This window comes from Paenibacillus taihuensis (assembly GCF_003386535.1).
Lineage (GTDB): Bacteria > Bacillota > Bacilli > Paenibacillales > Paenibacillaceae > Paenibacillus_Z > Paenibacillus_Z taihuensis.
Genome location: NZ_QTTN01000015.1, coordinates 1 through 24,061, shown reverse-complemented (window position 1 = coordinate 24,061; position 24,061 = coordinate 1). Strand labels below are relative to the sequence as shown.

Genomic DNA, 24,061 nt, shown 5'->3' with positions numbered 1-24,061 from the left:
TTTATTCCGTAAAGGTCGGCCTTTATGCGCCATTTTCGAGCTCAAGCTATCTCTTATGCAGTTAAGTGGCCGAAATATCACTACTTTCGGCGTTCTTGATTCTGCCTGATTTTGTCCTCCATGCCCTGATTCGTCGCCTGATAGAACTTCTTCCGTGCGATTCGATCGGGCAAATACTGCTGCTCTACATAGTGACTTGGATAATCATGAGGATATTTATAGCCCACATGGCCAAGCCTCTGTGCCCCGCTGTAGTGCGCATCTCGCAGATGCAGTGGTACCTCGGCAGATCCAATCTGCTCGATGGTGTTCATGACATTGCCAATCGCGATTGCGGCAGCATTCGACTTCGGACTTTCGACAGCGAACAGAATCGCTTGCGTAATGTTATACTTCGCTTCCGGCCAGCCAATCTTGTGATAGGCATCCATCGCTGTGACTGCTTGCACCATTGCCTGCGGATTCGCTAAGCCGATATCCTCGCTGCATGCAACAATCAGCCGTCTCACGAATGTCATCGGGTCCATGCCAAGCTTCTCGACGGCGTACAGAAACCAGAACAATGCCGCATCGCTGGAGCCGCGTACACTCTTATGGAACGCCGACAGAATATCGTACTGCGTCGACTCGTCCGCTCGAATGGTTGGCTTGCGGATGGACTCCTCCGCCACCTCCAGCGTCACAATAACCGATCCATCAGGCTGCGACGGCGTCGTTAACGCAGCAATTTCAAGTGCATTCAGCGCGCGGCGGATATCACCGCCAGCCATGCTCGCAATATGCTGCAGCGCCTCCTCCTCCACTTGCAGATCCATGAAGCCAAGGCCACGCTCCTTATCCATGAGCGCACGCCTCATTGCCGTCAACGCATCCTCACGCGTCAGCGACTGAAGCTGAAACAATGTAGAGCGCGACAGCAGAGCGCCGTTCACATAGTGGAACGGATTCTCCGTCGTTGCTCCGATGAAAATAATAATCCCCTGCTCAACTGCAGGCAGCAGCGCATCCTGCCGCGACGAGTTGAAGCGATGCACCTCATCGAGGAACAGAATCGTTTTGCGGCCATACATCGACTTCGTCATTTTCGCCCGATCAATGACTTCGCGGACATCTTTTACCGATGCCTCAACGGCATTCAGTTTCACAAACTCCCCTTGCGTCCGCTTCGAGATAATATGCGCAAGCGTCGTTTTGCCGCAGCCTGGAGGTCCATACAGCAGGATCGAAGACACCTGATCCGCTTCAATTGCACGCCTTAGCAGCTTCCCCGGACCAACAATGTCTGCCTGTCCAATATATTCATCTATCGTCTGAGGCCGCATACGGTCGGCAAGCAGCTTTGCCCGCGGCGCCTCTTCTTCGTTCTGATACGTAAACAGATCCATCTTGCGATTCACACATCCTTTATACCCTCCATCATAGCACACAAGCACAAACGTTCGCCATGAAGCAAGTGTAAAGGACTATAATGAATGCAAAGAAGGGCACTTCTCCGTCAAGAGAAATGCCCTTCCTAATCTTCCTATCAAGCGATTAGCCTGTAAAAGTTTGATACAGCAAGTAAATGTTCAGCCCAGCGATCACAATCGCGACTACCCATGACAGCCATTTCATCCAAGGCTTATTGACGAACTCGCCCATCTTCTTCTTATCGCTCGTAAACTTCACAAGCGGGATAACTGCAAAAGACAGCTGGAGCGACAAGATAACCTGGCTCAAGATGAGCAGCTGCGTGGTTCCACTTGCACCGTACAGATAAGTGACGATGACTGCTGGAATGATGGCGATCAGCCGCGTAATGAGCCTTCTGAGCCATGCTGCGATTCGCAGATTCAGGAACCCTTCCATGACGATCTGACCTGCAAGCGTGCCAGTCAGTGTTGAGTTCTGACCTGATGCCAGAAGCGCGACACCGAACAATACACTTGCTGCTGCTGTTCCAAGCATTGGCGACAACAGGTGGTAAGCATCACCGATCTCAGCTACATCAGTATGGCCTGTCGTATGGAAAGATGCTGCAGAGATGATAAGAATAGCAGCGTTTATGAAGAGTGCAAAAAACAACGCAATTGTCGAATCCCATGTTGCATATTTAATCGCTTGGCGTTTGCCAAGAGCTGTTTGCTCATATTGCCGGGTCTGTACGATCGATGAGTGCAGATACAAGTTATGCGGCATTACGGTTGCGCCGAGAATACCGATCGCAATGTAAAGCATCTCAGGATTCGTAATAATCTGACTACTTGGAATAAACCCTTGCATCACTGCGCCAATCTCTGGCTTTGACCAGAAAATTTCAATCAGGAAGCAGCCGCCAATCGTCACAATAAGCACGATGACGAGTGATTCAATATACCGAAAGCCCTTGTTCTGCAGCAATAGCACGAGCAGTACGTCGAGTACCGTTATCACTACACCGGCTATGAGCGGTATGCCGAACAGTAAGTTTAGGGCAATCGCTGACCCGATAACCTCCGCGAGATCACAAGCTGCAATGGCAAGCTCGCAAAGCACCCATAGTCCCATCGCAACCGGCTTGCTGTAATGATCCCGGCATGCTTGCGCCAAATCCCGTCCTGTGACGATACCGAGCTTTCCTGCGAGCGCCTGCAGCAGAATCGCCATCAGGTTCGAGAGCAGAATCACTGCGAGCAGGGTATAGCCAAACTTGGAGCCGCCGGCTAGGTCTGTTGCCCAGTTGCCCGGGTCCATATAGCCTACTGCAACCAAATAGCCAGGTCCGGCAAAAGCAAGAAATTTACGGAACCAATGCGCTTTCGCCGGAATTTTCATCGAGCGATATACTTCAGGGAGTGTATTTTGCTTCCGCGGATAGCGCCAGCCGTTATTCTCATGTGCGAGCGGAGTTGATTGTTCACTCATGTTCTTTCACCTCTTATGAACGTCCTACCGTCCTATTATGTGCTTCAGCTACATCTACATCCTACAAATATGCAGGCGGGAAACCATTGTTTCCTATTTTCATTGTACACCACCAAAAAAGTTTGTCAAAGGCAACTTTTTAAGAATGGGACAAAACTTTATCGTCAGGCAAACAACATTGCACCGATGAAAGCACAAAAAACCGCTATTGGCACGGGATGCAGTTGTCTGCTTGTCCGCGCCTAAGCGGTTTATTTTGCAAAAAAATTATTTCGTTCCCGGCTTGTCCGATGGCCGTTTCAGCTTCATGGACAGCTTATCCGTCATTTCCATGATCCGTTTCACGCGTGTCACTTCTTGCTTCGCCTCGTTAATCCAGCGCACATATTCTTTGCGGTGCGATGGTGCGAGTGCAGCGAAGAACTCCTCTGCTTCCGGGTAAGAAGCAAGAGCGGCCTTCACATCGTCCGGCACGATAATATCTTTCGAGACTGGCTCTGTTCTGCGGCTAAGCTCTGCGGCACGAGTCGCTCTTGCACTAGTCTGTGCAGTGCCAACGGGACGGAAGCGCATTGCGGACCACGTCTCGTCGATCGAAACGAGCGAGACGCCTTCCCAGCCCTCTTCCTTGACTACTTTCCAGCCGCGGTCACGGTTGATGTCCGTCTTGATCTTGGATGTGCCCTTCGGATAGCAGATCCAGAGCAAGCCGTCCTTCTTAACGGCTTTCAGCGCTTTCGGCGCATGCTCATTGAGGCTTGCGATATCCTTGGCGAACAGCATGACAAAATCATAGGTACCGCGGTCCATCTCATCTACCTTGCCGTTACTTTCAAGTCCCAGCTCTTCCAGATATTCTGGCGCTGGCACTTCGATGACGACTGCGCGCATATCAAGCGACAGCCGCAGTTTGTTTACGAGCTCTGCATTCATACTGGATGCCCTCCTTGCTCGAGCAGATCTTTTACTACAACGCTGACCATGATAAGTCCAGCTACAGGCGGAACATAAGCATTGCTTGCCGGCGGCTGCTGCGCCTTACGAATTTCCGGTGCGTTCTCAGGAACGATGCGCTGAGTCACATCACCGCGAGGCTTCATCGGCTCCTCCGTGGAGAAAACCACCTTCACGCCCTTCTTAATGCCGTCCTTGCGCAGCTTCTGCCGCACAATGCGAGCAACCGGGTCCATGGACGTCTTAGAGATGTCCGCTACCTGGAATTTGGAAGGATCCATCTTATTTGCGGCACCCATGCTCGAGATTACTGGGATTTTCCGCTCCAAGCACTGCTTGATCAGATGAACCTTGTAAATAATTGTATCCGACGCGTCGACCACATAGTCGAGCTCGTACTCAAACAGCTTCTCGTACGTTTCCTCTGTGTAGAACATGCGCAGCGCAATCGCGTCGCATTCCGGGTTAATCAGCTTGATACGGTCGCGCATCAAGTCAGCCTTCGGCTGTCCCACCGTCGTGGTGAGCGCATGAATTTGGCGGTTAATGTTCGTGATGTCGACAACGTCCTTGTCGATCAGAATAATGCGTCCTACGCCTGTGCGCGCAAGAGCTTCCGCTGCGATGGCGCCTACGCCGCCGATGCCGAGCACGGCAACGGTTGCGCCTTTCATAATATCAAGCCCCTCCGGGCCGATCGCAAGCTCCGTGCGTGAAAACTGGTGCAGCATGAAATACACCTCTACCTTACGTTATAGTCTCTTGTCAAAAGAATCCGGCTTCCGCCGCTGGAAATGCGAGCGAAAGCCGGGGATTGGATTAGTTTTCCTGAGCGGCTGCTGTAGCCGCTGCAGCTGCAGCGTCAGGCTGCTTCGCAGGCTTCTGAATCGTGCGGATATGAAGCTGTTGCAGCTGAGCAATATCCACTTCCGACGGAGCGTCTGTCAGCAGGTCTGTTGCGCTTGCAGTCTTAGGGAATGCAATAGTCTCACGCAGGTTCGTGCGGCCAGCCAGCAGCATAACCAGACGGTCGAAACCGAATGCGAAGCCGCCGTGCGGAGGCGTACCGTAGTCGAATGCATCCAGCAAGAAGCCGAATTTCTCATGCGCCTCTTCCATAGAGAACCCAAGCGCTTTGAACATCAATTCTTGTACGTCACGCTTGTAGATACGCATCGAACCGCCGCCCACTTCGTAGCCGTTCAGAACAAGGTCATACGCTTGTGCGCGGATTGCGCCTGGATCTGTTTCGAACAGGGCGATGTCGTCGTCATTAGGACGCGTGAACGGATGGTGCTCTGCTACGTAACGTTTTGCCTCTTCGTCGTAACCAAGCAGCGGGAAGTCTACGACCCACTCCAGCTTGAACTTGGAATCGTCGATAAGACCCAGCTGTTTGCCGATCTTCAGACGCAGGTTGCCGAGAACGTCTGCTACGACTTTCTTCTTGTCTGCGGAGAACAAGAGCAAGTCGCCCTCTTCAACGCCAAGACGAGCTGTCATTGCTTCGATCTCTTCCGGCTTGAAGAACTTCACGATCGGACCGCGCCATTCGCCTTCTTTTATCGTTACCCATGCAAGGCCTTTACCGCCGTAGCGTGCTGCGAACGGCTGCAGGTCATCAAGCTCTTTACGGCTCCAGCTCGCACAGCCTTTAGCGTTCAACACTTTAACAACGCCGCCGCTAGCGGATACCGAAGCGAAAACTTTCACGTCGCTGTTCGCAACGATGTCTGTGATATCTTCCATTTCCATGCCGAAACGAAGGTCCGGCTTGTCGGAGCCGTAATTGTTCATGGCATCCGCATATGTGATCCGTTGGAACGGACGTGCGATTTCTACGCCGACTGTTTCGCGGAACAGCTTCGCAACGAGCTCTTCCAGCATGTCAAGCAACTGGTCCTGCGACAAGAACGACGTCTCGATGTCGACTTGCGTGAACTCCGGTTGACGGTCAGCGCGAAGGTCCTCGTCACGGAAGCAGCGAGCGATCTGGTAGTAACGCTCAAGACCGCTAACCATGAGCAATTGCTTGAAGATTTGCGGCGATTGCGGCAGTGCGAAGAATTCGCCTGGGTGCACACGGCTTGGTACGAGATAGTCGCGCGCGCCTTCCGGCGTGCTCTTCGTCAGGATTGGTGTTTCTACATCGACGAAGCCTTGACCATCTAGATAGTCACGGAACACTTTTGCAGCCTTCGAACGAAGCAGAAGCGTCTTCTGCATCTCTGGACGACGCAGGTCGAGGTAGCGGTACTTCAGACGAAGCGACTCGTCAACTTCAACGCCGTCTTCGATTGGGAACGGAGGCGTCTTCGCTGCATTCATGATTTCGATTTCCGTTACGCGAACTTCAATCTCGCCTGTAGCGATGTTGTTGTTCACCGTTTCAGCGTCACGCTCAACGACTGTACCGCGAACTGCCAGCACGTACTCATTGCGGGCACGGTCGCCGACAGCAAGCGCGTCGCCGGAGAAGTCCGGGTTGAATACGATTTGCACAATACCTGTACGGTCGCGCAGATCGATGAAGAGAACGCCGCCAAGGTCGCGACGACGCTGCACCCAGCCGTTCAGTGTAACGGTTTGGCCTACTTCCGCTTTCGTAAGTGTTCCACAAGCGTGTGTTTTTAACATCATGATTGTTACTCGCTCCTTTTATAATAGGGTTCAATCAAGCTTCTATGAATGGTCTTGCTTTAGCTCAAAATTTCATCGGCAAGCTGGTCCAGCTTCACAAACTTCTGCTCTCCAGTTGTCATGTTCTTCAGGGCAATTTCACCGCGTTCCAGCTCGTCATCACCGAGAATCGCCGTGAAGCGAACCTGCAGACGGTCAGCCGATTTCATCTGTGCTTTCATCTTGCGGCCTTGGTAATCCCGCTCCGCGGAAATACCACGCAGACGCAAGCCGTGCAGCAGACGTGTTACTTCGCGCTCAGCCGCTTCGCCGAGTGCAACCATGTACAGATCGACTTGGTGCAGGTTATCGAGTTGTACGCCTTGTGCCTCTAGCAGCATTACGGTGCGCTCCAAGCCGATTCCAAGTCCAACGCCTGGCTGATCCGGACCGCCGATATCGGCAACAAGACCATTGTACCTGCCGCCTCCGCCAATCGTATCGATCGCGCCGATGCCTTGCGCTTTGTATTCAAACGCGGTATGCGTGTAGTAATCAAGTCCGCGAACGAGGCGAGGATTGATGTCGTACGGGATGTTCATGCCGCTCAGGTGCTGCTGCAGCGCCTCAAAGTGCATGCGGCACTCTTCATCCAAGCTATCTAGAATCGAAGGCGCCTCGACAAAATGATGCTGGTCATTCTTGCAGTCAAGCACACGCAGCGGATTGCGCTCCATGCGGGATTGACAGTCTTTGCAGAGAATTTCGCGCATCGGGTTAAGGAACTCAAGCAGCCGCTCGCGGAATGCGGCGCGAACAGCAGGCGTACCGACAGAGTTGATCTCTACGCGGACATCCTTCAGGCCTACTTCTGTATAAAATGTGTAGCCAAGCGCGATCACTTCAGCATCGAGTGCCGGATCAACAGCTCCGAGCGCTTCAACGCCGAATTGATGGAACTGTCTGTAACGGCCCGCTTGCTGGCGCTCATACCGGAACATCGGTCCGATATAGTACAGCTTCGTCAGGTCAGGCTCGCCATACAGCTTGTTCTCGACATAAGCGCGAACTGCGCCTGCCGTTCCTTCCGGACGGAGCGTCAGGCTGCGATCTCCGCGGTCTGTGAAGGTGTACATTTCTTTCTCTACGATATCGGTTGTTTCGCCGACACCGCGCTTGTACAGCTCGGTCATCTCAAACATCGGCGTCCGAATTTCGCGGAAGTTAAAGCGGCGGCAAATATCACGCGCTTTGCTTTCGACAAATTGCCATTTCTCTACCGAACCCGGCAGGAAATCCTGCGTGCCCGGTGGCTTCTGAAAGCCCATGTTCATACCCCCTTAACAAAATGCAAATACATAAAAAGCTCCCGCCCTCCGCCTTAAATAAGGCAAAAGGGACGAGAGCTTGTAAAATACGAAGCTTCCGTGGTACCACCCACATTCCGAAACGGGACATATGGCCGCTGTTTCGCTTAACTCGGTTAACGCCCGACTACGCAGTACAGCTAGTGAGCAAGCTGCGCAGCAGCGTGCAGGTTCACCGTATGTCCTCCAGGAAGTCTGTTCGCTCAAGCACGCCAAGGATCCTTGCAGCCATGGAATCCCTCTCTGAGTAGGTGCGGGTAGAACGAAGCGGTCCTTTCAACGGATCGACACAATATAAGTTCTATTGTAATGATCGACAATAGTGAAGTCAAGCAAAAGCGCGGATAAGCTCGTAAAATCTTCCAAAGGGCAGTCGCTCTTTGTCTTTGTCGCACAGCGACGGGTGTTGGTCGCGCAGCGACCAAGGTCTTCAAACCAACTTCGGCCGCGGGTACGCGCGGTCCCCAAGTTACCGTGGAGCAAAGCGACACCTGGTAACCCCCTCCGCTCTAGCTTAGAGCGGGTCCCGTAAGGCAAGTAAAGCGGGCCAAGCCCGCACTTTCTGTATGCACCTCTGTGGCGGATCACGTTACGCTGGACCCGTCAGGGGCGACAGGTGGCTAAACCCAGCTAAACGTTAAGCGGTGTCCCGGGAGGGACATAAGCGAGGCCCAGCACATAGATAGATCGCGCGCGCTTCTCTGTGGCATCAACGTTACACTTTTCCGGGAATCCAGAGGGTTGGTAAACCCTGTGGTGTCCCCCTGGCGAGGGGGATTTAGGGGGGCGTCAAAAAAGAAAAAGGACCTACAAACAAGTTGTAGGTCCAACAAAGTAATATATTCAAAAAAGGGGGTCGACTATCATTATAGGCCGACCGTGTTAGAGAAATGTTTAAATCAAATTACAGTTATATTACAAAATATAAAGCGATTTCTTGTCCATTCCCACTCTTTCGACAACATAGAGCGGGTCCCGCAGGGACACCAGGTCACTAAACCCCACCACATGTTGAGCGGGTCCCGCAAGGGACGTAAAGCGAGTCCCAACACTACAGCTTGATCGCGAGCGCTTCTCTGTCGAACAAACGTCACACCTTCCGGGTTTTCAAAGGGTTGGTAAACCCTTGGAGTCCCCCTGATGAGGGGGATTTAGGGGGTGTTAAGTTTAGGATTGTCGTTAATATTTTTATTTAACGGGGTTCAGGGGGATTCTCCCCCGGCTCCCGCCAAATTCGGCGGAAGCCTCTATGTCCGCTTCCATCTCCGAAAAAATAAGCGCTTCGCGGCGGTCTGCGTGAAGCAGTCTGCGCGAAACGCGTTCATACCCTTGTTCTTTACGCGATTGATGCATTGCGAGTATCCCTCCACCGTTTTCACGCACGTCACGTGCATGTTCTCGGTTCTAGTCTTTCCCGCATTGCCTGTTTCTAACACCTCGCGTCTTAACCGTTGCTGTCCACGACCAACGTAACCGGTCCCCAATTCGTCAGCGACACATCCATATCCGCGCCGAACTTACCTGTTGCAACGGTCAACCCTAGCCCGCGAAGCGCATCGTTGAACGCTTCATAGAGCGGCGCAGCCTGCTCCGGGCGAGCAGCTGCCATAAAGTTGGGCCTTCTCCCCTTACGACAGTCACCGTACAGCGTAAATTGCGACACCGACAAGATTGCACCGCCGATCTCTTGAACAGACAGATTCATTTTACCCGCTTCATCTTCGAAGATCCGAAGTCCGACAACTTTGTCCGCCATCCACTTGATGTCCGTTTCAGTGTCCTCGTGCGTGATCCCAACAAGCAGGACAAGCCCTTTATCGATGGAGCCCACCGTCTCGCCACCAATGACGACGGAAGCCCCTTTACTGCGCTGCACAACAACTCTCATACCGGCTGAATCTCCCTCACCACATAACGCCCAGTCTCGCTTACGCGGTAACGAGGCAACTCGTTACTGCATAATCCGCTGAACGGAATAAATATCTTTCACACGTTTAATGCGCTCTACGACAGAGCCGAGATGTTCGATATTCTTAATGAGCACCGTCATATGAATCATCGCCAGCTTATTCTTGTCCGAACGGCCCGATACCGCGGAAATATTCGTCTTGCTCTCGGAAACAGCTTGCAGCACCTCATTGAGCAAGCCCGGGCGGTCATGACCAGTAATCTCAATATCCACGCTGTAATTCGCTTCAACCGACTCTTCCCACTCGACTTCGATCATACGAGCCGCTTCTTCGCCCTCTGCGCTCGAAGTGAGGTTGAGACAGTCCGCACGGTGAACGGAAACGCCGCGTCCGCGCGTAATGTAACCGACAATGATATCCCCCGGCACGGGGTTGCAGCAGCGGGCAAACCGAACAAGCAGATTATCGACGCCTTTAACGACAACTCCATGAGTTGGACGTGATTTACGCTGATGCGCAGGCGACGACTTAACTTCCTTCATCTCGTTCGTCAACTCGATCTGACTCGCTTCCTCAGCTTCACGGCGCATTCGCTCCGTTAGCTTCGTGCAGATCTGAGCCGCCGTAATGCCGCCGAAGCCGACTGCGGACAGCATATCGTCGATGTCATTGAACGTGAACTTCAGAGCAGCCTCTTGCAGCTGGGGATCGGACATGAAGCTGGAAGGCTCAAGACCGAGCCGCTTCAGCTCGCGCTCAATCGAATCGCGGCCCTTAATGACGTTCTCTTCGCGCTTCTCTTTCTTGAACCACTGCTTGATTTTGCTTCGAGCATGCGAGGATTGGGCGATCTTGATCCAGTCCTGGCTAGGACCGTACGAATGCTTCGACGTCAAAATCTCAACGATATCGCCGGTTTTTAGCTTGTAATCGAGAGGAACGATACGGCCATTGACCTTCGAGCCAATCGTCCGGTTGCCGACTTCCGTATGGACACGGTATGCAAAATCAAGCGGAACCGCTCCAGCAGGCAGCTCGAACACCTCGCCCTTCGGCGTAAAGACGAATACGAGATCGGAGAAGAAGTCCATCTTCAGCGACTCGACAAACTCCGATGCATCGCTCGCTTCATGCTGAAGCTCGATAATTTCACGGAACAGCGTCATTTTGTCCTCGAAGGAACCGGCTGGCACAACTCCGCCTTCTTTGTACGCCCAGTGCGCTGCGATACCGAACTCCGAAGTCCGATGCATATCCCAAGTACGAATTTGTACCTCTGTCGGCTCACCAGTTGGTCCGATGACCGTCGTGTGAAGCGACTGATACATATTCGCTTTAGGCATCGCGATATAGTCTTTGAACCGGCCAGGCATTGGCTTCCACAGCGTATGGATAATGCCTAGCGTTGCGTAGCAGTCTTTAATATTGTCAACGATGATCCGAATCGCCAGCAAATCATAAATTTCATTGAACTGTTTGCTGCGTGCGGTCATCTTCTTATAGATGCTGTAAATGTGCTTCGGACGGCCTGAAATGTCGCCTTCGATGCCCATATCTTCAAGCTTCTCGCGGATTCGACTGATAACATCAGTAATATATTGCTCCCGCTCCGCACGCTTCTTCTTCATGAGATTCGCGATACGATAATATTGCTGCGGGTTCAAATAACGCAGGGCGATGTCTTCCATCTCCCACTTGATTGCGGACATACCGAGCCGGTGAGCGATTGGACAGAAGATTTCAAGCGTCTCATATGCAACGCGGCGCTGGGCTTCTTCGGATTGATATTTTAGCGTCCGCATATTATGAAGACGGTCTGCAAGCTTAATAAGAATAACCCGCATGTCCTGTGCCATCGCGACGAACATTTTGCGGTAGTTCTCATTCTGTTGCTCTTCCTTGGAGCGGAACTTAATTTTCTCCAGTTTGGTCAGGCCATCGACGACAGCAGCGCAAGCATCTCCGAAACGGGACCGAACCTCTTCGAGCGGAACAGTTGTATCTTCCACGACATCATGAAGAAGTGCGGCAATAATCGACAACACATCCATCTGCATGTTGACGAGAATTTCTGCGACCGCAACAGGATGCAAAATATAAGGCTCACCCGATTTGCGCACTTGCCCGTGATGGGCCTGGTCGGCAAATTCGTAAGCTTCTTTGATCCGTGTCAAATCTTGTTCCTTCAAATAGGTCGATGCTTTGTCGAGTAATTGCTCTATGCCCATGAATGTCCTTTCCGGAAAAGCGCGCTGGAAGCGCGGTCTATTTTCCAATCCTTAAAGTCATATATGTCATCTGGATATGATAGGGTAAGCCCGAGTTTTCCTATTATTATGCCTGTTATGACGCCTTTACGTCAACCTCCGAAGCCTGCAATCCATTGAATAAGAGTCGGTTTAATAGCGAATTTAGTCGAAATTGATCGAAAATTGCGCACGCTAGAAAAAATTACCTCCTGCTAACAACAACGCCAAATAGGGAAAGCCGGACTGCAGCAGGCATCTGCCCTGAAGTCCGGCGTCTCGTAAGTGGCTATTTGATTAGTATGTCATCAAGGAGAATACGTCGATGCCATCGATCTTCGAGCGTCCGTCCAGGTAGCCGAGCTCGATCAGGAACGCAGAACCTACCACTTCGCCGCCAAGCTGGCGAATGAGGTTAATCGTTGTCGCAATTGTACCGCCAGTTGCAAGCAGGTCATCTGCAATAAGCACGCGTTGACCAGGCTTGATCGCATCTTTGTGGATCGCGAGCTTGTCTTTGCCATACTCCAGGTCGTAAGAAGCTTCTACGACTTCACCTGGAAGCTTGCCGCTCTTGCGGATTGGCACGAAGCCAGCGCCAAGCGAGATCGCAAGAGGTGCACCAATGATAAAGCCGCGCGCTTCCGGACCTGCAACGAGGTCGATCTGCTTGTCGGAAACCGCTTGTCTGATCGCTTCGATCGCGGACGCGTATACCGGACCGTTGTTTGTCAGCGTTGTAATGTCTTTGAATTTAATGCCCGGCTGCGGGAAATCCGGAATGATGCGAATGTAATCTTTATAATTCATGAAATACCTACTCCTTCGTTTCGTTGAGATGGGGATGCTTGCTCTTGTCCTTGCAAAACGGTACTTGCCTGTATCCATTCTGTCAGCTGCTTCGCTGATGCGTATAATATCTCATTCGATTCGGCCTCACGCTGCGCCTCGCGATATGCCTGGGCGTGCGACAGCTCCCGCTTCACCGTGACAGGCAGCAATTGAAGCAGCCCTTCCTCTGCCCGGATAAACTCAAGCTCCGTAAATACACGCAGCATAAGTGCAATCGAGGACACCGGCCATTGCAGTTTCGCTGCCAGCTGGGTCAATGCGCTCTCTTCTGCAATTGGACAATCACGGCGGAGCAGCTGGTACAGCTGACCGAATTGCTCACGAGTCGGGAAGGTGAACTTATCATCGCTGTTATCATATAGCAAATGGACGGTTTCGAGGTCCTGACAAGCTGCCAGCGACATCGCCAGCTTCTCTGCCGAAGCCGGTTTGCCAAGTACAAACAAATGGGGACATCGTACACTTTGACTTATAAAGGACTCATATGTCAAGAGTTTAAATTGTTTAGAAACTGTGACGTCTTCCTCCGCGGACTGGACAGCTTCCTTCCATGTCTCGTTCGGTACGACGATTACGCCTTCAGCGAAAGAAGCAGATTCGAGCACTCTACGCAGCACGCGAATCGAATTGCTGCCGACTTCAGCCCGTCTGTCAAACAGCTGGATATGCGGGATACGCATATCTCCGACCATAAACTGCGCTTTGCGCTGACCGTTCCATTCGTTCACCGACAGCTCGCCTACAAGCTCGATCGCCGAGCCATGCGATAATAAGTCGGTTAAATGGCCGTTTCCGAAACTCACAGCGTCGAGCAGCTTACCTTGACCGCTGACTGACAGCTTCAAGTGCTTGCTCTCTTTGCCCATAGCCTTGCGGTCGGCGAGAGTGACGCCTTGCAGCAGCAGCTTTGGCGCTGAATTGCCAATGCCGAAAGGCTCGAGCTGCGCCAGCTGCTCACGGACCTTGATCGTAGCATCCTCCATCTTGCATGCGAGGTCGATCGTCGTCTTCGGAATCCAATCCTCTTCCGTCAGCCATTCATCCGCAAGCTGGCTAAGCCTCTCTTCGAAAGGCTGCAAATTGTCGCGGTATAGTGTCATGCCCGCGGCTGCCTGGTGGCCGCCGTAATGGTCTAACAGCTCATCACATGCGGTCAGTGCAGCATGAAGGTCGTAGCCTTCAATCGAACGGGCCGAGCCTTTGCATTTGCCTGTCTCTTCATCGAGACCTAGAATGAGCGTCGGCTTATAGTACTTCTCGATGAATTTGGAAGCTACGATGCCGACTACGCCCGCGTTCCAGCCCGCTCCGGCTAGTACGATGACTGAGGGCTCCGGTGTGCCGGCATCTGCAGCGGCGCTGCATTTCGCCGCCCACATCTCTTGTGCTTCCTGCACGATATCATCGACGATCTGCTGACGTTCACGGTTCAGATTGTCGAGTGTTAACGCGCCCGCTGCTGCCGATTCATCACTCGTTGCTGTAAGCAGCTCTACGGAGAGATTCGCATGATCGAGTCTACCTGCAGCATTGATGCGCGGTGCCATGCCGAAGGCGACATTCGTCGCTGTCAATGTTGTAAGTTCAATGCCGCCAATCTCTGCCAGCGCGCGGAAGCCCGGCTTCTCGGTCTGCCGAAGCTGCTCGAGACCGAACTTGACGAGCACCCGATTCTCATCCGTGAGCGGCATCAAGTCGGCGATCGTTCCGAGCGCGACGACATCCGTCCACTCGAGCGGCGGCTCGCCTAGAACAGCCGTCGCCAGCTTGAAAGCGACGCCTACGCCGGCCAGGCCTTTGAACGGGTACTCGCAATCCTCCTGCTTCGGGTTCACAATCGCATACGCGTTTGGCAGCACATGCGGCGGTTCATGATGGTCCGTGACGACAACATCAATGCCAAGCTCATTCGCATAGGCAATCTCGTCTACAGCACTAATTCCAGTATCCACCGTTACGATCAGAGTTACACCTGATGCGGCAGAAGCTTCAAGCGCAGCTTTGTTAAGACCGTAGCCTTCACGCGTCCGGTGCGGGATATAATGATCGAAATTCAGCTCCAGCCGCTTGAATAGATAGGTCATGAGCGTCGTGGAAGAAACGCCGTCCGCATCATAGTCGCCATAGATCCGCACCCGTTCCCCACGCTCTATCGCTTGGTGAATACGCGCCGCAGCCGCTTCCATCCCCTTCAGCAGGAACGGATCATGGAGACACTCGATGCCCCCGCTCAGAAACTGTCTTGCGCTCTCCACGCGGTCATAACCGCGCTGGACGAGCAGCCTGGCGACAAGCGGTGTGAGCGACAACGTTCTCGCAAGAGCTGCTGCCCGCGCTTCCCCTTCAATATCCAGAGACGTGATATGCCATCTTGTTCTCGATTGTATCAATTTCGCCGATCCCTCCTTCCCATGCAAAAAAAAACGAACGCTGCTGCTATTGCAGTAGCGTCGGTATTTGTTCCTGGCTGACTTCATGATTTGTTTTGTATGGATAACCCGGATCGTATGGTTCAACGTGAACCGTCACTTCGGTCATATGGCTGAACCGTTTCATCAAGAAATATTTGACCCGCTTCGCAATTTCATTGCCTTCGAGTACGGAGATGCGAGGGTTCACGCTGATGACCACTTCCGCAACGGCATAATGACCATGCTCTCGTGCGCGAAGGACTTCGACGTTAATGACGCCTTCCATCCGCTGCACAACCGCTTTTACCTCGGACATGTCCGCAGGCTCGACCTCAATGTAACGGCTCCGGCTTACAGAAGCAGAAGCGACACGATAGCCGCTCGTGAACACAATAACGACGATGATGAGTGAAGCCGCCGGATCAAAATAATATAAGACCGGTAGATGAAGCGGCTTTCCAAGCATCGCGCCTATAGTCCCGACTAGCGCTGCCACCGAAGCGTACAGATCAGCTCCGCGTTCCTTGACTGGGAACCAAATTTCCTTAATGAGAAAAGCTAACATAACGATGACGGCTGCAGGCCAGCTCGGTCCATCATCAACACCGTCGGCAATCGATTTGATTGCCGAGATGCCGATTTGGAGTCCGACGATCATGAGCAGCAAGGATGCGATCATGCCCGAGCCCGCTTCCAAGCGTCCCTTGGAAGCCGGAACCGGCGCATGAGGCGAGCCTAGCTGCCTGCATCGACGGACGCCTGTTAAGGAGACGAACGATGCGGCTGCGTCTGACGCAGATCGGCAAGCGTCTGCAAGCAGCGATTTGCTGCCTGACCATAAGCCGATCCCGCCTTTAACTGCTGCGATACAGACATTGCCAATGAGCCCTGTCCATGCGGCAGACTCGGCATTGGCATAACGTTGGTTCGCTGACATGGACGCCTCCTAATGGTGACTTGATTGGTAAGCAATTCGAGTATTGCGATTGTCCTCTATCCTACTATACTACGAAGCAGCTGGAGACTTGACTGCAGCCTTCGGTTTTTGTTTGTTCTTGAGCAGCAGCCAGAGTGGGCTCGCGATGAAGATCGACGAGTACGCGCCGCTGATAAGACCGAAGAGGATCGCCAAGGAGAACAGCTTGATCGACACGCTGCCGAATATGAGCAAACATAAAGCAGCTACAACGACGGTCATAACCGTGTTGATGGAACGAGTAAGTGTCTGCCAAATACTTTCGTTAACGACGTTCGCCACGTCCGCGGAAGTTTTAAGCTTCGCAAAGCGTAGATTCTCACGGATCCGGTCGAAGATAACGATTGTATCGTTGATCGAGTAACCGATAATGGTCAGTACCGCAACGATGAACGGCAGGTTAACTTCCAGGCGGAAGATCGAGAACAAGCTGATTACGATAAACGCGTCATGCAGAAGCGCTACAATCGCCGCAACTGCAAAGCGCCATTCGAAACGGATACTTACGTAGATGACGATACCGATACTTGCGACTAGGACCGCTTTGAGAGCATTGGTTTGCAGCTCTTTTGCGATTTCAGTGTCAACGGTGTTGACTTCAAACGATGCTCCCTTATCGAATTTCTCCGCGAAGCCAGCCTTGAGTTCCTTCTCTTTCGCATCTGTAAGCACATCATTGAAGCGAAGTGTTACACGATTGGAACCGACCGTGAGTCCTGGTTTGCCGAAGCCGCTATCGCCGAGATACTTCTCAATCGCATCCTTCTGGCCAGACAGGTCTTTCTTAAGCGCGATATCGACGCTCGAGCCTGCACGGAAGTCAACGCCGTAGTTCAAGCCGAAGATGGCAAGCGTGCCGATGCCGAGAATCGTAATAATAATCGAGAAAATAAAGAAGTAGCGAGCTTTGGCAACAAAGCTGAACTTTCGCTCATTCACTTGTCCGAAATTATAGCGCACTTACTTCACTCTCCTTCACACCGAATAGAGATTTCTTCTTAATCAAACCGCTGCGAATGATAAGAGTCAGAAGCAGACGCGAGAAGAAAACGTTAGTTAGGATACTGATAACGATACTGAGAAGCAGGATAACCGCGAAGCCTTTAACGGACCCTACCCCGATAAAGAACAGTACGAGCGCCGCGATCGACGTTGTGACGTGCGCATCGATAATCGTACGGAAGGAATGCTTCGAGCCTGCTTTTTGAGAGGACAATATGCTCTTGCCGCTGCGCATTTCTTCTTTGATCCGCTCCGCCATAATGATGTTGGCGTCAACCGCCATGCCGATACCGAGGATGAATGCCGCGATACCCGGCAGCGTCAACGTCGCTCCAATCAAGTTGAAGCCGAGCAGCAGCAGCCAAATGTAGACGAGGATCGAGAAGCTTGCAATGATACCTGGCAGACGGTAGAAAATCATCATGAAGAGCAGAATGAGCACGGTACCGATAGCGCCGGCAAACAATGTTTCTTTCAAGCTAAGTTTACCGAGCGTTGCACCCACGCTCTGCGTGTACTTCTCCGTCAAGTTCAGCGGCAGTGCGCCGAGATTGATTGTGTTCTTCAGGTTAGTCGCTTCTTCACGAGTGAAGTTACCTGTGATCGATGCATCCGTGCTGTCGATTACACCGTTAACGTTCGGTGCAGACAGCAGCGTGTCATCGAGGTAAATCGCCAATTGGTTATTTGGAGCGAGCTTCGCGATTTTGCCGGTTACATCCGCGAATTGCTTCGCACTCTTAAGTTTGATCGTAATTTCATATTGGCCGAGATTCGTTTGTTGAACGTTTGCACCGTTTTGCTTGAAGTCGCTGCCACGGAGCTCGACTTTACAATAGCCCTTGTCAGCCGCACAGCCGTCTGAGCTTCGGAAAGTCAGTTCAGCAGGTTTCTTGAGGATGTCACGAACTTTAGCCTCATCGGAAACGCCGGCAATCTTAACACGGATACGGTTCGCACCTTCCGTTGTCACTTCCGGTTCCGCTACACCTGTTGCATTCGCACGAGCCTCAAGGCTTTTAGCCGTTTCGACCAAGGAATCCTTCGTTACTTTTCCGCCAGGCTCGATAGGCTGCGCTTCATACAGAATTTCAAAGCCACCCTTCAAATCAAGCCCTAGCTTCACATCATTGAAAAGCCAATTGCTTGTCCCAGCCACAACGCCGACAGATACGACGACGATGATTATGAATGCTAACAGACGATTCATAATACCCTCATTTCCCCCTTAAGTTCTCTTGATTCAACATTCCTATTATAACGATGCCTCAAAAACGAGTCAAAAAAAAGAGCCCATCCGTCAAAAATGGGTCCCTTTATACGCGCTAATCGTCATAAAGTTCATAAATTTTGTCACTTTCAACGATAAGATGTCATTAACGACCTGATGCATCGCGGGCTGCCCCGTCTTCGCATACTTGTCATTCACGCACTCCCAAATATCGTTTCCTGTAACATACTCATACCCAATCATTTGGAACTCTTCAGCTTTGCTATTACATAGATGTTCGATGGTCGCGACCCATTCTTCGCTTGAAAGCGGCTGCTCTTCGCTCGTCATTAACCGGGCCTCCCTTACGCCAAAATTCCTTGTGACCTCTGTACTAATTCGCTGCCAAGTCCCACTTTCCTGCTTCTGAAGACATTTCCCAGAAAAATGACTGCATGTTCGCGGACATGCCGCGCATAAACATGAGAAGAAGGACATGTTGTTCGTGCCATTTCAGGATCCAGGGATGGTCCATTTAAGGGAGAGGGAAATGACCGTGACAAAGCAAACGTTTATCAAAGGTGCACTTATTCTGCTTGTTGCAGGGATCGTCAACCGGATCCTCGCATTCGTGCCGAGAATTGCACTCCCTAGAATTATCGGCGCGGAGGGCGTTGGACTTTACCAGCTCGGCTATCCTTTTCTTATCGTGCTGCTTACGCTCATAACAGGCGGCATCCCGCTGGCAGTAGCCAAATGGATTGCTGAAGCGGAATCAACCGGGGACTCCAAGCGGGTAAAGCAGGTTTTCCGCGCGGCGATGACGCTGACAATAGGACTATCGGTGGGACTTACCGTATTGTTCATTATTCTCACGCCCTGGATCTCCACGACACTCATGACCGACCACCGCGTCTACCAAACATTGCGCATGATGTCACCGTTGCTCATCATTATCGGAATCTCCTCGGTGTATCGAGGCTACTTCCAAGGTAAAGCGAATATGATTCCGACGGCTCTTTCGCAGATTATCGAGACGGTCATACGAATTATCTGTGCACTGATGTTTGCTAAACTGCTGCTCCCGTACGGACTTGAATGGGGTGCTGCCGGTGCCATGCTCGGTGTCGTAGCAGGCGAGATCGGCGGTTTTATCATACTGCTGTGGCAATACGCGAACGATCGCAAGCGTGTGAAGCTGGCCATAGTGCGCGAGGAAGATGGGAACGCACAGCAGCCAGACGACACTTCCACTCCCGCTAACAAGCTAAGGCCAACGAAGCTTGAACCCGTCATGCGCAAATTAATCAACCTATCCGTTCCAGTTACCGCCAGCCGGATGATTGGCTCCTTCTCTTACTTGCTCGAATCCATCTTCACCGCTCGCGCCTTGTTCGCTGCTGGAATCGCCACAAGTGCCGCAACCGCACAGTACGGGGCATTGCAAGGGATGATTATCCCGATTTTGCTTCTCCCGACTGCCCTTACCTACTCGCTCGCTGTCTCCCTTGTTCCAACGCTGTCAGAGGCTGCTGCCAAAGGAGACAAGTCTACCATCCACAAGCGGCTTTCGCAATCGATGCGTCTCTCGCTCGTCACGGGGGCACCGTTCATCGTCGTCATGATCTTATTTGCAGAACCGATCTGCCGCGTGTTGTACAACCATGTCGAGATCGCCCCGATGCTCAAATTGATTGCACCTGTCGGACTGTTCATCTACATGCAGGCACCGCTTCAAGCAGCGCTTCAAGCGCTTGACAAGCCAGCCACCGCACTCATGAACACTTTCATCGGAGCTGTAGTGAAGCTCGTGCTTATCATGGAGCTTGCCTCGCAGCCGAAGCTTGGCATCTACGGCGCACTGATTGCCATCAACATCAACATCGTGCTCGTCACCGTACTCCACTGGATTAGCGTTGTCCGTGCCACTGGATTCAGTATGCATCTGCTTGACTTCCTAAAGGTCGGGTCAGCCATGTGCATCATGGGCGCTGCTTCGCTATGGGTGATGAACCTGCAAGTATTGCCTGCACTCTGGCAAAATCTCATCACGGCTTGTTTCGCCGGTTCCGTCATCTACATGATCCTCATGGTCATGCTGCGAATCATCGACCGTTCCGATGCGGCACGAATTCCATTCCTAGGCCGCTGGTTCCGATCTTAAACGCGAAAGAAGCATCGGTCTAAGGGCGACCGATACTTGCAGCGGTTACTTCTTATGCGGACCTCGCGTCCTTCTCGCATCAAGGAAAAGTTTGCCCCGGTGATCAATCGTTAAGAGAAACACCTGCTTCGCATCGACAATGCCCCGCTGCCGAAGCTGATTGTTCAGCCAGAAACGGTCTTTGCCGAGCTGCTCCAGATTGGTCTTCTGAATCTCGCCATCCATAATAAGCGGAACTGGCAGTGACTCGAATCTGTAATTTCGTGGAAATGGCTTTGGAAACTGAGTGTCATGACTCTGGCTCGAGCTCGAATGTGATTCTTGGTCACCTGCGGCTCCGTGGCGCGCTTTGTTATCCTTTGGGATAATCGAGAGCTTCCCAGTCGTCTCCAATATGGCGAATTCTACATCGGCGATATTCGTCTTGTTCTCGCGGAACTGCAGCAGCAAATCATCCAGATTATACCGCTGCTTGCGCATCGCTTCCCGGTTTAATTTCCCCCTTTCCACCAGTACGGTCGGTTTCCCGTCCAAAAACATGCGCATTTTTCGGTTCTTCAGGGAAATGAGCGCGATGCCGATTTGCACCATAAGCAGAACGACCATCGGGAGTATGCCGTCAAGTACCGGCCGATCCGTATCTTCGATTACAAAGACCGCGATTTCGGCGATCATGACGGAGATGACAAGGTCAAACACCGACAACTTGCCAATCTCCCGCTTTCCCATCATACGCATGATGAGAAAAACGACGAGGTAGATGAGTAGCGTACGGAACGTTAATTCCATGTATTCCATAGTGATCGCCCTCCTGCTTCCGTCAAAGTACAACTATTGTCACCTGATGCACATCCCATCATACGAAGGGGGATATTCGAATTTATGGTAATAAAACATGAGAGCTTGACCATATGTTGTAATAATCAAGAACAGGTTCGTAAATAATTGGAGGGATAAGTTTATGAAACCCATTAACGCCATGAAAAATGTTCCGAAGGTTCACATGGCTTCGCCAATGCTTTCCGGCATTCTCTATTCGTCTATCTGGCTTGCGCTCGGCGCATTGCTTCTGTCGGCGATGCTGCGCTTCGGGAGCATGCAGGAAACGCAGCTTCCAATGTACAGCTTAATCGTCCACGGCTGTTCATCGCTTGCTGGCGGCTTCGTATCCGGCAAACGTTCCGGTGCGCGCGGATGGTATTATGGAGGCCTTCTAGGGATCGCATATGGCATTCTAATTCTCATTGTCAGTTTCCTCGCGTCGAACACCGGCATTAGCGGACGCACCTTGACGATGCTGCTGGAAACGCTGCTATGCGGCGCACTTGGCGGCATGATCGGCGTAAATGCGAAACGATCTTAGGCAGCATATCCCGATTGTATAACACTTTTGGAATATCATCTGGCATGCTTTATGTGCTATACTAGGTCGAATCGTAACAACGGGAGTTCTTTAGGAGGCAAGGAAGCAACATGACTTTGTTTGACAACATGACGACGGTCTCAGTGTATACGGCCATTACCGTGACGCTGATGATTTGGTTTGGGGCAGGTCGTAATCCGTTCACCGTCGCAGGATTATTTCTTAGAGAATTAATCTTTAACCGCAAATATATGCTCCACTTCGTCGCTCTCATCTTAATCTTGTTTTGCAACAAATTTGAGCTTCAAATTGAGAGCCACATGAAACAAGCCCATGACTTTGCAACATTGTTCCAATCGATTGAAGGCAATTTCGTTAGCACCCTTCAACACACGTTCGAGAACAAATATCTGACACCCATTCTAGCTTTCATGTATGTCGTCGTATTCCAGGCGATGCTGATTGCTTCAATCGCGATTTACACGAACCGCAGCAAGGACAGAATGATGTTCTATGCCATCTGCTACGCGATCATGATTAACTATCTCGTGGCGATTCCGTTCTATCTGTTCTTCCCGGTCAGTGAAGTATGGTACCATGACCCGCAGCATGTGAGATTCCTGATGCTCGATGCGTTCCCTGACTTCGAGAATCAATATCGTGCATTATCAGGCCTGAACAACTGCTTCCCGAGCTTGCATACCTCGATATCGGTAACACTCGCGATTCTTGCAGTACGGTCCGGCATTAAACGTTGGGCGTGGTTCTGCTCGATCAGTGCGGCAATCATCATCTTCACGATATTCTATATGGGCATTCACTGGTTGATCGATATGTGCGGTGGTCTTGTACTCGCGACGATCGCAGCTACTGTAGGCATGAAGCTGAGCAGACTGACTCTTGCACAGCGCAGCCGCCGAGGCAGATCGCTTACGCCTTCGGCTACGTCACAAGTACAGTTTCTTAGTGAAGATGCGAAATAAGGTTTTGCTTGCGAGGCAGAATTGAACTGCAAATCTGCAAACAGAAAGACCGTTCTCTCTCATCAATGCATGAGAAAGGACGGTCTTTTTTTGATTGTCACTGATAAATGAGCGGCCGCACTTCATCGATAAGATGTTTCAGCTGATTCGAGCATGCCACGTATTTGAGCCGCTCGTTCTCGTCCGGTGTCAGCAAACTGTACATCTCCATATCCGCTTCGCATTTCTTCAACTGTGCCAGCAGTGCTGCCTGGTTCTGCGTCTTAGGCGTCTTCACCTTATCGTCATACAGATCGATGAACAGCGAACCGTAATCGTCCATCTGCGCCAGGAAGACGTCCTCGACCTGAAGATCAGACTTCTTCAGTTCCTTCACCAGCCAATTGAAGTTATATCCCCGCTGCTCCAACGTATCGTGCAGCACTTTTCCGTCCATAATGACCGGCTTCGGCTCATGTTCCGCGGGCACACGCATACCGAGCGTCTTCGGCGTAAGCGGCTGATACTCCGACTTCAGCAGCACGTTGATCGCGCCGCTCGACTCCATTACGGCAAATTCCACTTGATCGACGTTGAACGCATCCTTCGTCCGCAGCTGCTGCAAGAGCTCATCGGTTGTCAGCCGTTCCCGCTTCAAGTTCTTCTCTAAAATTTTGCCTTTCTGAATGAGGACCGTCGGTGTTCCGTCAATCCAGTTCCGTACCCGCTTGCTCTTGAGCTGCAGCATCTCAATCCCGAGCGATACCGCAACCCATACGCCAAGCGCCAGAAATCCCAAGTACCACTGGGCATCGGTATCAAGCGATATATAGGCGGCGATGTTCCCGATCGAAATACCCGTAATGTATTCGAACACGGACAGCTCGGTCACTTGTCGCTTCCCCAGCAATTTCGTCATCAGGAGCAAAAATATTACAGCCGACAGCGTACGGAGCCCAATTTCCATCCATGAATACATCGTTATTGCTACACCCCATTCTCCAGTTGTACGTCTTATTATTTGCGTTCATGCTGGAAATTATGAGCAAATCGAGTAGGAGGAGGCGGCTAGCCTCCGTCCTCTCACACCACCGTACATGCGGGTCCGCATACGGCGGTTCCAAAAGGTTAACAAAGCTCCA

General features: G+C 51.8%; 20 protein-coding genes. 3 read left to right on the top strand and 17 right to left on the bottom strand.

Annotated features, from left to right (window positions below; all coding sequences use genetic code 11):
* Positions 1–80 precede the first annotated feature (80 nt).
* The 15 genes from A8990_RS13885 to A8990_RS13820 form a co-directional block, all read right to left on the bottom strand.
* Positions 81–1,385 carry a replication-associated recombination protein A gene (locus tag A8990_RS13885; protein ID WP_116189742.1) on the bottom strand — a complete coding sequence of 435 codons (1,305 nt, stop codon included), beginning with the start codon at positions 1,383–1,385 and terminating at the stop codon, positions 81–83.
* Between the two features lie 148 nt (positions 1,386–1,533).
* Positions 1,534–2,883, bottom strand: a complete 1,350-nt coding sequence (locus A8990_RS13880) for an Nramp family divalent metal transporter (protein WP_116189642.1) — start codon at positions 2,881–2,883, stop codon at positions 1,534–1,536.
* A gap of 267 nt (positions 2,884–3,150) precedes the next feature.
* Complete coding sequence (locus tag A8990_RS13875) at positions 3,151–3,816, bottom strand: YdeI/OmpD-associated family protein (RefSeq protein ID WP_116189641.1); 666 nt, start codon at positions 3,814–3,816, stop codon at positions 3,151–3,153.
* A complete protein-coding gene (locus tag A8990_RS13870; protein WP_116189640.1) occupies positions 3,813–4,568 on the bottom strand; it encodes a tRNA threonylcarbamoyladenosine dehydratase in 756 nt (251 codons plus the stop codon). The genes A8990_RS13875 and A8990_RS13870 overlap by 4 nt, the downstream gene beginning before the upstream one ends.
* 88 nt (positions 4,569–4,656) lie before the next feature.
* A complete protein-coding gene (aspS, locus tag A8990_RS13865; protein ID WP_116189639.1) occupies positions 4,657–6,477 on the bottom strand; it encodes an aspartate--tRNA ligase in 1,821 nt (606 codons plus the stop codon).
* A gap of 59 nt (positions 6,478–6,536) precedes the next feature.
* Positions 6,537–7,784 carry a histidine--tRNA ligase gene (hisS, locus tag A8990_RS13860; RefSeq protein WP_116189638.1) on the bottom strand — a complete coding sequence of 416 codons (1,248 nt, stop codon included), beginning with the start codon at positions 7,782–7,784 and terminating at the stop codon, positions 6,537–6,539.
* A gap of 1,227 nt (positions 7,785–9,011) precedes the next feature.
* Positions 9,012–9,176 (bottom strand): hypothetical protein, encoded by a 165-nt coding sequence (locus A8990_RS31545; RefSeq protein WP_181909577.1) that lies wholly within the window; start codon positions 9,174–9,176, stop codon positions 9,012–9,014.
* Positions 9,177–9,267: 91 nt separating this feature from the next.
* Positions 9,268–9,711 (bottom strand): D-aminoacyl-tRNA deacylase, encoded by a 444-nt coding sequence (gene dtd / locus A8990_RS13855; protein WP_116189637.1) that lies wholly within the window; start codon positions 9,709–9,711, stop codon positions 9,268–9,270.
* Between the two features lie 63 nt (positions 9,712–9,774).
* Positions 9,775–11,961, bottom strand: coding sequence for a RelA/SpoT family protein (locus A8990_RS13850; protein ID WP_116189636.1), 2,187 nt, complete (start codon positions 11,959–11,961; stop codon positions 9,775–9,777).
* Positions 11,962–12,276: 315 nt separating this feature from the next.
* Positions 12,277–12,789, bottom strand: a complete 513-nt coding sequence (locus tag A8990_RS13845) for an adenine phosphoribosyltransferase (RefSeq protein WP_116189635.1) — start codon at positions 12,787–12,789, stop codon at positions 12,277–12,279.
* Entirely contained in the window at positions 12,786–15,221 is a 2,436-nt protein-coding gene (recJ, locus tag A8990_RS13840; protein ID WP_116189634.1) for a single-stranded-DNA-specific exonuclease RecJ, read from the bottom strand. Before recJ ends, A8990_RS13845 begins: the two co-directional genes overlap by 4 nt.
* 46 nt (positions 15,222–15,267) lie before the next feature.
* Positions 15,268–16,179: a cation diffusion facilitator family transporter gene (locus A8990_RS13835; protein WP_116189633.1), complete on the bottom strand. Its 912-nt coding sequence runs from the start codon at positions 16,177–16,179 to the stop codon at positions 15,268–15,270.
* 69 nt (positions 16,180–16,248) lie between these two features.
* On the bottom strand, positions 16,249–17,178 hold the full coding sequence (secF, locus tag A8990_RS13830) for a protein translocase subunit SecF (RefSeq protein ID WP_116189632.1): 930 nt from the start codon (positions 17,176–17,178) through the stop codon (positions 16,249–16,251).
* A complete protein-coding gene (gene secD / locus A8990_RS13825; protein WP_116189631.1) occupies positions 17,168–18,430 on the bottom strand; it encodes a protein translocase subunit SecD in 1,263 nt (420 codons plus the stop codon). Before secD ends, secF begins: the two co-directional genes overlap by 11 nt.
* Before the next feature lie 90 nt (positions 18,431–18,520).
* On the bottom strand, positions 18,521–18,781 hold the full coding sequence (locus tag A8990_RS13820; protein WP_116189630.1) for a post-transcriptional regulator: 261 nt from the start codon (positions 18,779–18,781) through the stop codon (positions 18,521–18,523).
* A 199-nt stretch (positions 18,782–18,980) separates the two neighbouring features.
* Here A8990_RS13820 and spoVB point away from each other — a divergent pair, with 199 nt between their 5' ends.
* Positions 18,981–20,594, top strand: coding sequence for a stage V sporulation protein B (gene spoVB / locus A8990_RS13815; protein ID WP_245996011.1), 1,614 nt, complete (start codon positions 18,981–18,983; stop codon positions 20,592–20,594).
* A 45-nt stretch (positions 20,595–20,639) separates the two neighbouring features.
* Here the strand turns inward: spoVB and A8990_RS13810 are convergent, their stop codons facing one another.
* Entirely contained in the window at positions 20,640–21,392 is a 753-nt protein-coding gene (locus A8990_RS13810) for a YetF domain-containing protein (RefSeq protein ID WP_116189629.1), read from the bottom strand.
* Between the two features lie 163 nt (positions 21,393–21,555).
* On the opposite strand from A8990_RS13810, the gene A8990_RS13805 reads away from it, so the two are divergent.
* Together A8990_RS13805 and A8990_RS13800 are read left to right on the top strand one after the other, a co-directional pair.
* Entirely contained in the window at positions 21,556–21,957 is a 402-nt protein-coding gene (locus tag A8990_RS13805) for a TIGR04086 family membrane protein (RefSeq protein WP_245996010.1), read from the top strand.
* Between the two features lie 110 nt (positions 21,958–22,067).
* On the top strand, positions 22,068–22,940 hold the full coding sequence (locus A8990_RS13800) for a phosphatase PAP2 family protein (protein WP_116189628.1): 873 nt from the start codon (positions 22,068–22,070) through the stop codon (positions 22,938–22,940).
* A 97-nt stretch (positions 22,941–23,037) separates the two neighbouring features.
* Here A8990_RS13800 and A8990_RS13795 read toward each other — a convergent pair whose 3' ends face one another.
* Positions 23,038–23,898, bottom strand: a complete 861-nt coding sequence (locus tag A8990_RS13795) for a DUF421 domain-containing protein (RefSeq protein ID WP_116189627.1) — start codon at positions 23,896–23,898, stop codon at positions 23,038–23,040.
* Positions 23,899–24,061: the final 163 nt, after the last annotated feature.

What these genes read in the sequence shown, in the direction of transcription:
- A8990_RS13885 (WP_116189742.1), bottom strand. Translation starts at nt 1,385, where the DNA reads ATGGATCTGTTTACGTATCAGAACGAAGAAGAGGCGCCGCGGGCAAAG.
- A8990_RS13880 (WP_116189642.1), bottom strand. Translation starts at nt 2,883, where the DNA reads ATGAGTGAACAATCAACTCCGCTCGCACATGAGAATAACGGCTGGCGC.
- A8990_RS13875 (WP_116189641.1), bottom strand. Translation starts at nt 3,816, where the DNA reads ATGAATGCAGAGCTCGTAAACAAACTGCGGCTGTCGCTTGATATGCGC.
- A8990_RS13870 (WP_116189640.1), bottom strand. Translation starts at nt 4,568, where the DNA reads ATGCTGCACCAGTTTTCACGCACGGAGCTTGCGATCGGCCCGGAGGGG.
- aspS (WP_116189639.1), bottom strand. Translation starts at nt 6,477, where the DNA reads ATGATGTTAAAAACACACGCTTGTGGAACACTTACGAAAGCGGAAGTA.
- hisS (WP_116189638.1), bottom strand. Translation starts at nt 7,784, where the DNA reads ATGGGCTTTCAGAAGCCACCGGGCACGCAGGATTTCCTGCCGGGTTCG.
- A8990_RS31545 (WP_181909577.1), bottom strand. Translation starts at nt 9,176, where the DNA reads ATGCATCAATCGCGTAAAGAACAAGGGTATGAACGCGTTTCGCGCAGA.
- dtd (WP_116189637.1), bottom strand. Translation starts at nt 9,711, where the DNA reads ATGAGAGTTGTTGTGCAGCGCAGTAAAGGGGCTTCCGTCGTCATTGGT.
- A8990_RS13850 (WP_116189636.1), bottom strand. Translation starts at nt 11,961, where the DNA reads ATGGGCATAGAGCAATTACTCGACAAAGCATCGACCTATTTGAAGGAA.
- A8990_RS13845 (WP_116189635.1), bottom strand. Translation starts at nt 12,789, where the DNA reads ATGAATTATAAAGATTACATTCGCATCATTCCGGATTTCCCGCAGCCG.
- A8990_RS13835 (WP_116189633.1), bottom strand. Translation starts at nt 16,179, where the DNA reads ATGTCAGCGAACCAACGTTATGCCAATGCCGAGTCTGCCGCATGGACA.
- secD (WP_116189631.1), bottom strand. Translation starts at nt 18,430, where the DNA reads ATGAATCGTCTGTTAGCATTCATAATCATCGTCGTCGTATCTGTCGGC.
- A8990_RS13820 (WP_116189630.1), bottom strand. Translation starts at nt 18,781, where the DNA reads ATGACGAGCGAAGAGCAGCCGCTTTCAAGCGAAGAATGGGTCGCGACC.
- spoVB (WP_245996011.1), top strand. Translation starts at nt 18,981, where the DNA reads ATGACCGTGACAAAGCAAACGTTTATCAAAGGTGCACTTATTCTGCTT.
- A8990_RS13810 (WP_116189629.1), bottom strand. Translation starts at nt 21,392, where the DNA reads ATGGAATACATGGAATTAACGTTCCGTACGCTACTCATCTACCTCGTC.
- A8990_RS13805 (WP_245996010.1), top strand. Translation starts at nt 21,556, where the DNA reads ATGAAACCCATTAACGCCATGAAAAATGTTCCGAAGGTTCACATGGCT.
- A8990_RS13800 (WP_116189628.1), top strand. Translation starts at nt 22,068, where the DNA reads ATGACTTTGTTTGACAACATGACGACGGTCTCAGTGTATACGGCCATT.
- A8990_RS13795 (WP_116189627.1), bottom strand. Translation starts at nt 23,898, where the DNA reads ATGTATTCATGGATGGAAATTGGGCTCCGTACGCTGTCGGCTGTAATA.